Origin of the sequence: Phycicoccus sp. HDW14 (genome assembly GCF_011383005.1) — a bacterium.
Lineage (GTDB): Bacteria > Actinomycetota > Actinomycetes > Actinomycetales > Dermatophilaceae > Phycicoccus.
Genome location: NZ_CP049935.1, coordinates 411175 through 423205, shown reverse-complemented (window position 1 = coordinate 423205; position 12031 = coordinate 411175). Strand labels below are relative to the sequence as shown.

At 73.4% G+C, this 12031-nt stretch carries 13 protein-coding genes and 1 pseudogene; 6 read left to right on the top strand and 8 right to left on the bottom strand.

Features of this window, described 5'->3' with window-relative positions:
- Positions 1–23: 23 nt before the first annotated feature.
- Entirely contained in the window at positions 24–920 is an 897-nt protein-coding gene (locus G7075_RS02160) for a LysR family transcriptional regulator (RefSeq protein ID WP_166118451.1), read from the bottom strand.
- 76 nt (positions 921–996) lie between these two features.
- On the opposite strand from G7075_RS02160, the gene G7075_RS02155 reads away from it, so the two are divergent.
- The 3 genes and pseudogenes from G7075_RS02155 to G7075_RS21915 form a co-directional block, all read left to right on the top strand.
- Positions 997–1263, top strand: a complete 267-nt coding sequence (locus G7075_RS02155) for a hypothetical protein (protein ID WP_166118449.1) — start codon at positions 997–999, stop codon at positions 1261–1263.
- Positions 1264–1452: 189 nt separating this feature from the next.
- On the top strand, positions 1453–2832 hold the full coding sequence (locus tag G7075_RS20620; protein WP_256378052.1) for a homocysteine S-methyltransferase family protein: 1380 nt from the start codon (positions 1453–1455) through the stop codon (positions 2830–2832).
- Positions 2808–3194: pseudogene (locus G7075_RS21915) on the top strand (homocysteine S-methyltransferase family protein); the annotation flags it as partial. The gene G7075_RS20620 and the pseudogene G7075_RS21915, both read left to right, overlap by 25 nt.
- Here the strand turns inward: G7075_RS21915 and G7075_RS02140 are convergent.
- Entirely contained in the window at positions 3131–3934 is an 804-nt protein-coding gene (locus tag G7075_RS02140; RefSeq protein WP_240917826.1) for an FMN-dependent NADH-azoreductase, read from the bottom strand. The pseudogene G7075_RS21915 and the gene G7075_RS02140 overlap by 64 nt on opposite strands.
- A gap of 89 nt (positions 3935–4023) precedes the next feature.
- Here G7075_RS02140 and G7075_RS02135 point away from each other — a divergent pair, with 89 nt between their 5' ends.
- A complete protein-coding gene (locus tag G7075_RS02135) occupies positions 4024–4548 on the top strand; it encodes a MarR family winged helix-turn-helix transcriptional regulator (RefSeq protein ID WP_166118447.1) in 525 nt (174 codons plus the stop codon).
- Here the strand turns inward: G7075_RS02135 and G7075_RS20615 are convergent.
- From G7075_RS20615 to G7075_RS02110, 6 genes are read right to left on the bottom strand one after another with little or no spacing between them, the layout of a single operon-like run.
- Positions 4532–5821 (bottom strand): ASKHA domain-containing protein, encoded by a 1290-nt coding sequence (locus tag G7075_RS20615; protein WP_240917825.1) that lies wholly within the window; start codon positions 5819–5821, stop codon positions 4532–4534. The two genes, G7075_RS02135 and G7075_RS20615, sit on opposite strands and share 17 nt — an antisense overlap.
- Positions 5791–7116 (bottom strand): 2Fe-2S iron-sulfur cluster-binding protein, encoded by a 1326-nt coding sequence (locus G7075_RS02125; RefSeq protein WP_240917824.1) that lies wholly within the window; start codon positions 7114–7116, stop codon positions 5791–5793. The genes G7075_RS20615 and G7075_RS02125 overlap by 31 nt, the downstream gene beginning before the upstream one ends.
- A complete protein-coding gene (locus tag G7075_RS02120) occupies positions 7113–8003 on the bottom strand; it encodes a dihydropteroate synthase (RefSeq protein WP_166118443.1) in 891 nt (296 codons plus the stop codon). Before G7075_RS02120 ends, G7075_RS02125 begins: the two co-directional genes overlap by 4 nt.
- Entirely contained in the window at positions 8000–8404 is a 405-nt protein-coding gene (locus G7075_RS20610; RefSeq protein WP_240917823.1) for a B12-binding domain-containing protein, read from the bottom strand. The genes G7075_RS02120 and G7075_RS20610 overlap by 4 nt, the downstream gene beginning before the upstream one ends.
- On the bottom strand, positions 8332–8664 hold the full coding sequence (locus tag G7075_RS20605; protein WP_240917822.1) for a B12-binding domain-containing protein: 333 nt from the start codon (positions 8662–8664) through the stop codon (positions 8332–8334). The genes G7075_RS20610 and G7075_RS20605 overlap by 73 nt, the downstream gene beginning before the upstream one ends.
- Positions 8661–9428, bottom strand: a complete 768-nt coding sequence (locus tag G7075_RS02110) for an IclR family transcriptional regulator (RefSeq protein WP_166118441.1) — start codon at positions 9426–9428, stop codon at positions 8661–8663. The genes G7075_RS20605 and G7075_RS02110 overlap by 4 nt, the downstream gene beginning before the upstream one ends.
- A 130-nt stretch (positions 9429–9558) precedes the next feature.
- Here G7075_RS02110 and G7075_RS02105 point away from each other — a divergent pair, with 130 nt between their 5' ends.
- Positions 9559–10998 carry a trimethylamine methyltransferase family protein gene (locus G7075_RS02105; protein ID WP_166118439.1) on the top strand — a complete coding sequence of 480 codons (1440 nt, stop codon included), beginning with the start codon at positions 9559–9561 and terminating at the stop codon, positions 10996–10998.
- A 155-nt stretch (positions 10999–11153) separates the two neighbouring features.
- Positions 11154–11936: an IclR family transcriptional regulator gene (locus G7075_RS02100; protein ID WP_166118437.1), complete on the top strand. Its 783-nt coding sequence runs from the start codon at positions 11154–11156 to the stop codon at positions 11934–11936.
- The last annotated feature ends 95 nt before the right edge of the window (positions 11937–12031 follow it).

Below are 12031 nucleotides of genomic sequence, written 5' to 3'. Positions count from 1 at the left end.
TCGGCCCCGATCCTCTCATCCGCTCAGGGGGCGGAGGACGCCAGCACGAACCGCCGGAAGGCCTGCGCCGAGGGCAGCAGCGGGCGGCCGTCGACCCAGGCCAGCCCCACCTCGCGCTGGGCCTTCGCGTCGGTGAGCGGCAGGAGCCGGGTGCGGGCGAAGGTCGTCGGGCAGCGCAGCCCCTGGGCGGGCACGACGGCCACCCCGAGCCCGGCGGCGACGAAGCCCCGGATGGTCGGCAGGTCCTCGGCCTCGGTCGCGATGTCGGGCTCGAAGCCCGCCGCCCGGCACAGGTCGAGGGTCTGCTGGCGCATGCCCGAGGGCGCACCCCGCAGCACGAACGGGTCACCCGCGACCTCGGCGAGCGCGACCGACTCCCGGTCGGCGAGCGGGTGGCCGAGGGCGACGGCGAGGACGAGTGGCTCGACGAGCACCCGCTGCCAGGCCACCCCCTGGCCCGCGACGCGGGCCGCGGTCAGCTCGAGGTCGGCGCGCCGGGTGGCCAGCTGGGCCGAGATGCGGCCGTCCTCGCCGACCGACGTGCGCTCGAGCGCGATGCGCACCCGCGGGTGCTCGCGGCGGAAGGCCACGACGAGGTTGGGCACCAGCCAGCTGCCGAGGCTCAGGGGGAAGGCGAGGGTGACGACCCCGCTCTCGGGGTCGACCAGCTCGCCGACCGCGGCGAGGCCGTCGTCGAGGTTGTTGACGAGGGCGTCGACGTGCCGCTTGAAGGCGGCGCCGGCGTGGGTCATCCGCAGCACCCGGCCCTGCCGGTGCAGGAGCGGGGTGCCGACCTCGGCCTCGAGCCGGGCCAGTGCCCGGGACACGCCCGGCTGGCTGACCCCGAAGACGTCGCTGACCTCGGTGACCGTGTAGCCGTCGGCGACCAGCTGGAACCAGCGCAGCGCGTCCGTGTCCATCCCATGACGATAGTGCATACGTCTTATGTGTCGTTTTCATTGGACGCATGGGAACCGTCGACCGGACACTGGATGCATGACCACCAGCACCGCACTCTGGACCACCGTCAAGGACGAGCTGCGCGAGCGCCGCGAGCGCCGGGCCGCCCTGCGTTCCCTCCGCGAGGACCTCTCGCACTACCGCACGCCGGCCGAGATCGAGGACCTCCTCGTGGCCGTCGACGCCCAGGAGGCCACGGGTGAGGGCGCCGCCGAGGCTCCCGTCATCCGCGCGATCCTCAGCGAGAACCTCCAGGAGTACTACGGCCTGCACAGCCCCGTGCGCCGCGCCGCCGGCCTCTGAGCCCACCCCCACCCCTCAGCCCCCGCAGCCGCGGCGAGGTCCACCACCTCGCCGACGGACACGGGGGCTCCGTGCGTCCTGGGGACGGGTGGAGAGGCGAGGAACCGGGGGTGGACGGGCTCTGGCGCGGGCTCCGCGCGGCCCCTACGCTGGGCGACGTTCGGTGCGTATGACGAGACAGGTTGCCCCATGAGCAACGAGTTGCCCACCGTCGCGACGGCCCGCCTCCTCGAGGGCGCCCGCTACGAGGTGATGCCCACGGCCTCCATCGCCGATGCCGTGGCCCGCCACGTCCCCACCACGGTGACCGTGACGGTGACGGCGGCCCCGGGCAAGGGCCTCGGCGCCACCCTCGACCTGGCCACCGGCCTCGCCGGCCAGGGCTACGACGTCGTCCCGCACCTCGCGGCCCGGATGGTCACCGGCCGCGACGAGCTCGTCGACGTCGTCGCCCGCCTCGGAGAGGCCGGCATCACGTCGGTCTTCGTCCCCGGCGGCGACGCCGACCCCCCGGCCGGTGACTACACCTCGGCCCTCGACCTGCTCCAGGACCTCGCGACGATCGAGCACGGCTTCACGCATGTCGGCATCACCGGCTACCCCGAGTCGCACCCGACCATCGACGACGACGTCACCGTGCAGTCGATGTGGGACAAGCGCCGCTACGCCACGCACGTCGTGTCGAACATGACCTTCGACGCCGAGCACCTCGGCACGTGGTGCGAGCGCATCCGACGCCGCGGGGTCACCCTGCCGCTCCTCGTCGGGGTGCCGGGGCCCGTCGAGCGCACCAAGCTCCTCGGGATGGCGACCAAGATCGGTGTGGGAGAGTCGCTCCGCTTCCTGCGCAAGCAGAAGTCGGTCTTCGCGCGGATCGCGGCCCCCGGCTTCTCCACCGACCGCTTCGTCAGCCGGGTGGCGGCACTGTCGGCCAACCCGCGCTGGCCATCGAGGGGCTGCACGTCTTCACGTTCAACCAGGTCGAGGTCGTCGAGGCGTGGCGGCGGCGGATGCTCGAGGAGGCCGCGACGGCCCGGGTGCGACCGCCCGGGTGACGCGGCGACGTCCGGGGCGCGGGACACCGTGGCCGGTGGGCGTGCGGGCTCGTACCGTGGTGCCGTGACGAACCGCCTGAGCACCCTCCTCGCCGGACGCCCCGCCGTGTTCGACGGCGGCTACGGCTGGCTGCTCCAGGAGCGGGGCCTGCCGATGGGCGAGTGCGCCGAGTCCTGGAACCTCGCCAACCCCGAGGCCGTGGCCGCGCTGCACGACGAGTACGCCTCCGCCGGAGCCCTGTTCCTCACCACCAACACCTTCGGGGCCACCGAGCCCCGGCTCTCCCAGCACGGCCTGTCGGGTCGCGCCGAGGAGGTCAACCGGGCCGGCGCCGCCGTGGCCCGCGAGGTCGCCCAGCGGTACGGCGCCCTCGTGGCCGGCGACATCGGGCCCACCGGCGAGCTGCTCGAGCCGCTCGGCACCCTCTCCCCGAGGCGACGACCGCCCTCTTCGCCGAGCAGGTCGCGGGCCTCGTCGCCGGCGGAGCCGACCTCGTGCTCGTCGAGACGATGAGCGACCTCGGCGAGGCGCGGGCCGCCGTCGCCGCCGCCCGCGAGGTCGCCCCCCACCTGCCGGTCGTCGTCACGCTGTCGTTCGACACCAACCTGCGCACGATGATGGGCGTCGACCCGTCCACCGCGCTGCGCACCCTCGTCGACGACGGGGTCGACGCGGTCGGGGCCAACTGCGGCCGGGGCCCGGACGAGATGCGCACCATCGCCGAGCAGCTGGCCGCCGCCCGGCCCGAGGGCCTGCTCCTCGTCGCGCAGTCCAACGCGGGCCTCCCCGAGCTCGACGGCGACCGCTTCGTCTACACCGTGGGACCGGAGGCGATGGCCGAGCACGCCCGCGAGCTGCGCGACCTCGGCATCGACGTCATCGGCGCGTGCTGCGGCTCCTCGCCCGAGCACACCCGGGCGATGGCCGCGGCCCTCGCCACCGGGTAGGCGGCGAGGGCCGGTCGGCCGTGGCGCGGCTCAGGCGGCGCGGCGGGCCAGGGCGGTCCCGGCGTCGGCCGCGGCCTCCTCGGCCGTCTTGCGCAGCAGCGTGCCGAGCTCGACGAGCTCGTCCATCGCGGGGTTGACGCCGGCCAGGGTGAGCTCGCGCTCGATGACGGTGAGGTCGGCGCCCCAGACGTCGACGAGGACCCGGCGCAGGTAGTCGGTGCTGTGGTCCCAGCCCTCCTTCGGCGTGCCGGGGCGTAGGAGCCACCCCGGGTCACGAGGGCCACGACGGGGGTGCCGTCGAGGAGCCGGGCGCCCTGCTCGGCCCCGGCGATGGCCAGGTCGAACCACGCCTTGACGTGCTGGGAGACCCCCCAGTTGTAGAGCGGCAGCGCGAGGACGGCGGCGTCGGCCGACCGCAGCTCGTCCGCGACGGTGCGGGCCAGCTCGACGGCCGCGCGCTGCTGCTCGCTGCGCTGGTCCTCCGGGGTGAAGTTCCCGCCGACGGCCAGCGGCCAGGCGTCCGACGGCAGCGGCTCGGCGCCGAGATGGCGGCGCACGACCTGCTCGTCGGGGCGGACGGCAGTGAAGTGCTCGAGGACGAGGTCGGCGAGCGCACTGCTCGCGGACCGGTCGCCCTGGATGCTGGCGTCGACGCGGAGGACGGTCATGGGAGTGCTCCTCAGGTGCAGAGGTTGAATGTTCAACTCAGGGTAGAGGCCCTGACTTGAATGTTCAAGTCCCGGGTATGCTGGTGCCCATGCCCCCCGAGCCGAGGGCCACCGCCGACCCCGTGCCGTGGCTCGACGACGACCAGCTCCACGACTGGCGGTCGCTGATGTCGCTCGTCACCGCCCTGCCCAGCGCCCTCGACGCCCAGCTCAAGCGCGACTCCGGCCTCAACTCCTTCGAGTACCACGTGCTCGTCGCCCTCTCCGACGCCCCGGACGCCACCCTGCAGCTCTCCCAGCTGGCGACGATGTCGCGGGGTTCGCTGTCCCGGCTCTCCCACGCGGCCAGCCGGCTCGAGGCCGACGGCTGGATCACGCGCACCGTGTGCAGTGGTGGCGGTGGCCGACGGGTGGAGGCCCGCCTCACCGACGCCGGGTGGGACAAGCTGCACGAGAGCGCCCCCGGCCACGTCCGCGAGGCGCGCCGGCTCGTCGTCGACGTGCTGTCCCCCGAGGAGCTGAAGGCCCTGGGGGTGGCGGCTCGCAAGGTCGCCCGGGCCGCGGGGATGGACCTCGAGTCCTGTGACGAGGGCCCGCTCAGCGGGTCGTGCTGAGCAGGCCGGCGAGGGCGCGCTCGAGCCCGCCCGTGCCGGTCGGGCGGACCTCCAGGGGCAGGCCGATGCGGGCCGCGGCGTCCTGGGCGAGGGCGCGCAGCTCGGCCTGCTCGGCCGGGTCGGTCGTCTGCACGAGCCACACGACGCGGGTGTAGTGACGGAAGTAGTCGTCGCGCAGCTCGGGGTGGCGGTCGAGCCCGAGCTCCTGGACCACGGTGCGCGAGAACGACTTCACGAGGAAGTCGGTGAGCAGGTAGGTGCCGGGCTCGTCGTCCCCCAGCTGCTCGACGGCCGACGCGCCGGCGAAGAGGTCGTAGCAGTGCAGGCCCGGGAGGCGCTCGACCCCGAGCCGCTCGCACACCGCGTCGAGCGCGCCGTAGGTGCCGCAGTCGGCGTACCCCACGGTGACCCGGTCGTAGCGGTCGCGCAGCGCGAGCACGAGCTCCTCGACCGCCCCGGCGATCCGCTCGGGACGGTTGTGCAGCAACGGCGGCAGCGGGTGCACGTCGAGCGGCCACCCGTTCGCCGTCGCCGCGTCGGCCGCCGGCTGCGCGATGGCACCGCACGCGACGAGGGCGACGCGCCCGGCAGCCGCAGGCTCAGACGGGGAAGGCGAGCTGGTCGACGAACCGGTCGTTGAAGTCGGGACGGTCCGAGAGCTCGACATAGGCCACCTCCTCGAGCAGCGCGTCGGCGCCCGTCCGCTCGCGTGCGGACAGCAGCACCATCTTCGCCCCCTCCCCGCGACGTTGCCGGCGGAGACGATGCGCAGCACCGACAGCTTGGGCACGAGCCCGATCCGCACGGCCGAGGCCGGCGAGAGGTAGGACCCGAACGACCCGGCGAGCAGCACCTGCTGGACCTCGGACGCCTCGAGCCCGAGCTCCTCGAGCAGGAGCGTCCAGCCGGTGGAGATGGCGGCCTTGGCGAACTGCAGCTCACGGACGTCGCGCTGCGAGAGGTAGACCGACTCGACGGCCGGCGCGTCCGGGGTCGGCCGGTGCAGCACGAAGACGCGCTCGCCGTCGCGCACCGTCGTCAGCCGGTCGGCGAGGGCGGGCGCGACACCGGCCGCGGCCTCCTCCGGGACGAACCGGCCCGAGGCGTCGAGCAGCCCGACCCGGGCCAGCTCGGCGACGGCGTCGACGAGGCCCGAGCCGCACAGCCCCCGCGCCTCCACGTCGCCGATGACTCCCAACGCGACTGCGGCAGAGGGGTCCTCGGCCTTCGGGTCGAGCCGGATCACCTCGATGGCGCCGTCGGCGGCCCGCATCCCGCAGCGGATGGCGCCGCCCTCGAAGGCCGGCCCGGCCGGGCGGCGGTCGTGACGATGCGGTCGCCGTCGGTCAGCGCGATCTCGCAGTTCGTGCCCACGTCGACGAACAGCCGCACCCGCTTGTCGCGGTCGAGCCCACTGGCCAGCATCCCCGCGACGATGTCGCCGCCGACGTAGGCCCCGAGGGCGGGGAACACGACGGCCCTCGCACCGGGGTGCACCGCCAGCCCGAGGTCGCTCGCGAGCAGCACCGGCCAGTCGGCCGTCACCTGGATGAACGGCGCGACCCCGAGGGGCTCCGGGTCGACGCCGAGCAGCAGGGCGGTCATCGTCGCGTTGCCGGCCAGGGCCACCTCGTACACCTCGGCCGGGTCGACGCCGCCCTCCTCGCAGACCTCGGCGGCGAGCTCGGCCAGGGTGTCGCGGGCCAGGGAGGTGAGCCGGGGCAGCGCCTCGGGGTCCATCATCGTGGCGCTGATGCGGGTGATGACGTCGCCGCCGAAGGGCTGCTGCTTGTTGAGGATGCTCGCCACGGCCACCGGCGTCCCGGTCTCGAGGTCGAGCAGCGTCGCGACGACCGTCGTCGTCCCGAGGTCGTAGGCGATGGCGTGCCGACGCCCGGTCGTGTCGCCGGGCTCGACGTCGACGAGCACCTCGTCGACGACGACCGCCGTCACCTTGAAGTCGCTCTCGCGCAACACCTTCGGCAGCCTCCGCAGCGCGTGCAGGTCGGGCACGAGGGTGAGGTCGTCGACGGCGTCGCGCAGGCGGGCGAGGTCGGTGCGCTGGTCGGCCAGCGTCGGCTCGGTGAGCTCGACGTACCGCTTCTGGACCGCCGGCCGGAGGATGACCTGCCGGCCGACCCCCACGGTCGAGGCCTTCGGGCGGGTGACGAGCGGCGGCACCTCGACCGCGAGGTCGTGCGTCGCCCGGACGAGGCAGGCCAGCCGCCACCCCTCGCCGAGCTGCTCGTCGGTGAAGGTCCGCCGGTCGTGCCGGGTCACCGGGGAGACCGCGTCGGTCAGCCGGACGAGGCACTTGCGGCAGGTGCCGTGCCCACCGCACGTCGAGTCGATGGCGATGCCGTTCCACGAGGCGGCGTCGAACACCGACACCCCCGGCGGCACGCGGACGCTGCGGTCGGCCGGCGCGAAGGACAGGGTGACGCGCCCCGTGCCCTCGGACACCTCGTCGGTCTCGCCGACCGACGGGGGCGGCTCCATCAGGCCCTCGCGGCGCAGCCCCTCGACGACGTCCTCGAACGGCTGCTCGGGCCCCCGGTCGCGGCTCACGCGGGGCTGGCCGCGGCCTCCGCCGCCTGGCGGGCCCGGTGGGCCGCGATCCACGACATGCCCCACTCGTCGTTGCCGAGCAGGAGGTCGGAGGCGCGCACGGCGTCGACGATCTGCGGGGTGCGGGCGTCCATGATCGCGCTCGTCATGCCGGCCGACATCGCGAGCGGCAGCCACGCCGAGTTGATCGCGTGTCGCCCCGGCATCCCGAAGCTGACGTTGGACGCGCCGCACGTGGTGTTCAGGCCCCACCGCTCGCGGATGCCGCGGATCACCTCGAGCGTCGTGCGCCCCACCGTGGAGTCGGCGCCGATCGGCATGGCCAGCGGGTCGATGACGATGTCCTCGATCGCGATGCCGTACTCCTCGGTGGCGACCCGGACGATCTTCTCGGTGAGGGCGAGGCGCTTCTCGGCCTCCATCGGGATCTCGTCCTCGTCGTTCGGGAGCGCGACGATCGCGGCGTCGTACTTCTTGACGAGCGGGAGGATCGCGGCCATCCGGTCGTCCTCGGCGGTGATCGAGTTGACCAGTGCCCGACCCTGGTACACCGACAGGCCGGCCTCGAGGGCCTCGACGACCGAGGAGTCGATGCAGACCGGCAGGTCGGTGAGCGACTGCACCAGCTGGATGGCCTTGACGAGCAGCTCGGCCTCGTCGGTGAGCGGCACGCCCATGTTGATGTCGAGCACGTCGGCCCCGCCGGCGACCTGGGCCGCGACGTCCTTGGCGATGATCGACAGGTCGCCCTCGCGCAGCGCGGCCTGGAGGACCGGCCGACCGGTGGGGTTGATCCGCTCGCCGATGACGCAGAAGGGCTTGTCCGCGCCGATGACGACCTCCTTGCTCGCCGAGCGGAGGACGGTGTGCCGCAACGGGGCGCTCACGCGAGAACCTTCGCGCGGCGCTCCTGGAGGAGGGCCTTGGCCCGCTTGACGGTCGCCGAGGCGTCGGCCGCGTACCCGTCGGCCCCGACCGCGTCGGCGTACTCCTGGGTGACCGGCGCACCGCCGACCATGACGATGACCGAGTCGCGCATGCCGGCCTTCTCGAGGGCGTTGATGTTCGCCTTGAACATCGGCATCGTCGTCGTGAGGAAGGCCGAGAAGCCGACGATGTCGGGCTGGTGCTCGTCGATGGCCGCGACGAACTTCTCCGGGGCCACCTGCACCCCGAGGTCGATGACCTCGAAGCCGGCGCCCTCGAGCATGATGTTCACGAGGTTCTTGCCGATGTCGTGCACGTCGCCCTTGACCGTGCCCATGAGGAACTTGCCGATGGTCTGCACGCCGGTGTCGGCGAGCAGGGGCGCAGCACCTCCATCGAGCCGGCCATCGCGCGCCCGGCGATGAGCATCTCCGGGACGAAGAAGTCGCCGCGCTCGAAGCGCGCGCCGACCTCCTCGAGCGCCGGGATGAGCGCGTCGAAGAGCAGGTCACCGGGGGCCATCTCCATCGACAGCGCCTGGTGCGTCAGGTCGAGGACCGCGGGGCCGTTGCCGACGAGGGTCTCGTCGTACAGCCCCTTGAGGATGTCGTCGGGGGTCATGCCGCACCTTCCTGTGGGTGGTTCTCGAGCCTGGCGGAGAGCGCCGCGGCGTGGCTGGCGACCAGCGCACCCGTCGACGGGATCTGGTCGGAGAGACGGGAGGTCGGCCCCGAGATGCCGAGCGCGGCGACGACGACGCCACGCGCCCGCACCGGCGCCGCGACGCCGGTGAGCCCGGGCTCGAGCTCGTCGACGGTCGCCGCCCAGCCGGACCGCCGGATGCCCGGCAGCTGCTCGGCCAGCCGGGCGCCGGAGGTGACGGACGCGGCGGCCGGCGCCTCGAGCCGGCCGGTCGGCACCGGAAGCGCGCCGTACGCGTAGAGGACCTTGCCGAGCGCCGAGCAGTGTGCCGGGACGTCGGTGCCGACCCAGTCGCGCGAGCCGAGGAAGTACGACGCGTCGACCTGGGCCACCTGCACGACGGTGCCGCGGCGCGGGACCCCGAGGTTGACGGTCTCGCCGGTGAGCTCGCCGAGCTCGCGCATCGCCGGGCCGGCCGCCTCGACGAGCACCTCGTCGTCGGCGCGGCGGGTGGCGTAGAGGTCGAAGAGCGCACCGGGCGCCCAGCTGCCGGCCTCGTCGCGGGCCAGCAGCTCGGCGCGCTCGAGGGCGCCGAGCAGGCGCTGCGCGGTGGAGCGGGCGAGCCCGGTGGCCTCGGCGAGCGCCGTCGCGGTGACCGGCCCCTCGGCGCGCACGACGCGGCCCACGAGGTCGGCGGCCCGGTCGATCGACTGGGTGCCGGTGCTCGGGCTGGGCGGCGTCATGGCCGGGTCCTCCTCGGTGGTGGGGCGCGTTCGTCAGATGCCCATGATGTGGGCCTTGTCGGTCCACATGATGAGGCTAGGATGTGACCCCGCTCACCGTCAACGCTGTCCAGCCCCCGGAGGCCCGCGCATGTTCACGAACCGGATGCCGCGCTACGAGATCCTCTCGGCCGACGCGATGTCCCAGCTCGACGCCGGCTGGCGCCGCCTGGTCACCGAGATCGGCGTCGAGTTCATGAGCGAGCGCGCCCTCGAGCTGTTCCGGCAGGCCGGCCAGCGGGTCGAGGACAACACGGTCTTCCTCGACCCCGAGTTCATGCTCGAGCAGGTCGCCAAGGCGCCCCGCGAGTTCGACGTGCAGGCCCGCAACGCCGAGCGGAGCATCCACATCGGCGGCGACTCGATGGCCTTCGGCGCCGTCTACGGGCCGCCGTTCGTGCGCGAGGGCGAGACCCGCCGCGACGGCACGATGGAGGACTACCGCAACTTCGCCCGTCTCTCGCAGTCGTTCTCGGTGCTCGACTCCGCCGGCGGCGTGGTCTGCGAGCCGAACGACACCCCGCTCGACTCCCGCCACCTCGACATGACCTACGCCCTGATGACGATCACCGACAAGGTGTTCATGGGCAACGTCGTCTCCGGCGAGAACGCCCGCGACGTCATCGCGATGTCCGAGATCCTCTTCGGCGGTCGCGAGGCCATCGAGAAGTCCCCGGTCTCGATCAGCCTCGTCAACTGCAACAGCCCGCTGCGCTGGGACGACCGGATGCTCGACGCGCTCTTCGAGTACGCGGCCGCCGCGCAGCCGGTCGTGCTCACGCCGTTCATCCTCATGGGGGCGATGTCGCCGGTCACCATCCCGGCCGCCCTCGTGCAGCAGATCGCCGAGGCGCTGTCGGGCATCACGCTCGCCCAGCTGATCCGCCCCGGCTGCCCGGTGATCTTCGGGTCCTTCCTCTCCAACATCGACATGCAGTCGGGCTCACCGACGTTCGGCACACCGGAGTCGGGCATCGGCCTGCTCTGCACCGGGCAGATCGCGCGCCACTTCGGGCTGCCGTTCCGCACCGGCGGCGGCCTGACCTCCTCGCAGGTCCCCGACGCGCAGGCCGGCTACGAGGCGCTGATGACCCTCATGCCGACCTTCCTCGCGGGCACCAACTGGGTGATGCACTCCGCCGGCTGGCTCGAGGGCGGGCTCGTGGCGGGCTTCGAGAAGTTCGTCATCGACTGCCAGATCGTCGAGATGCTCCAGCACGAGTTCACCCCGCTCGAGATCGACGCGGGGTCGCTCGGCTTCGACGCCCACCAGGAGGTCGGGCACGGCGGGCACTTCCTCGGGTCGATGCACACGATGGAGCGCTTCCGCACCTGCTTCTACCGGCCGTTCCTCAACAGCTCGGAGAACTACGAGCGGTGGATGCGGAACGGGGCCCAGGACACCGCGGCCCGCGCCGCGACCATCTGGCGGAAGCGGCTCGAGGAGTACGAGCAGCCGGCCCTCGACGAGGCCGTGCGGGCCGAGCTCGAGGAGTACGTCGTGCGCCGCCGCCGCGAGCTCGGCGACTGACGAGAGCAGCCGACGCGGCTCGCGAGCCGTCCGGTCCGTCACGAGCCCTGTCGAACGGGCTCGCGACCGCACGAAGCGCTCGCGAGCCGTCGTGGGCGGATCACCACTCTCCTCCCCGCCGCTCGGGGGGTTGCGCCATTCGCTACGGTTGCGCCATGCGCACCACCACCCGGGACGGGGCGAGCACCGTCCAGTCGGTCGACCGGGCCGTCACCATCCTCGAGCTGCTCGCCCTCCACGGCGCGGCCGGCATCACCCAGCTGGCCCGCGAGCTCGGCGTGCACAAGTCCACCGCGAGCCGGCTGGTCTCCGCGCTCGAGCGGCGCCGCCTCGTCGAGCAGGTCGAGGAACGCGGCCGCTACCGGTTGGGCGTCGGCGTGCTCAAGCTCGCCGGCGCCACCAACGCCCGCCTCGACCTCGTCCAGGAGGCCCGGCCGGTCGTGCGGCGCCTCGCCTCCGAGACCGGCGAGACGGTCAACCTCGCGGTCCTCTCCGGGGGCGCGGCCCTCTACGTCGACCAGGTCTCGGGCGCCTCGAGCCTGTCGTCCTACAACTGGGTCGGCCAGCACATCCCCCTGCACGCGACGAGCAACGGCAAGGTGCTCGTCAGCGAGCTCGCCGACCCCGAGCTCGGCCGGCTCCTCGGCGAGCTCGTGCGCTACACCCCGGCGACCATCACCGACCGGGCGACCCTCGACCTCCAGCTCGCCGAGGTCCGCGAGCGCGGATGGGCCGTGGCGGTCGACGAGCTCGACGTCGGCCTGACCGCCCTCGCCGCCCCGGTGCGCGACGCCCACGGCGACGTCGTCGCCTCGGTGTCGGTCTCCGGGCCGACCTTCCGCTTCGGCGGCCTGCGGGTCGACGAGCTCGTCCCGCTGCTGCGCGCCGCGACGGCCGAGATCTCGGGTCGCCTCGCGCACGGTCCCGGCGAGCGATGACCCTCCGCCCCAGCCGGACCCGCTGACCACAGGGCGTCCACACCCTTGACCCCGCCCGGGTGCAGGGCCATTCTGTTGCGCAGAACACACGATGT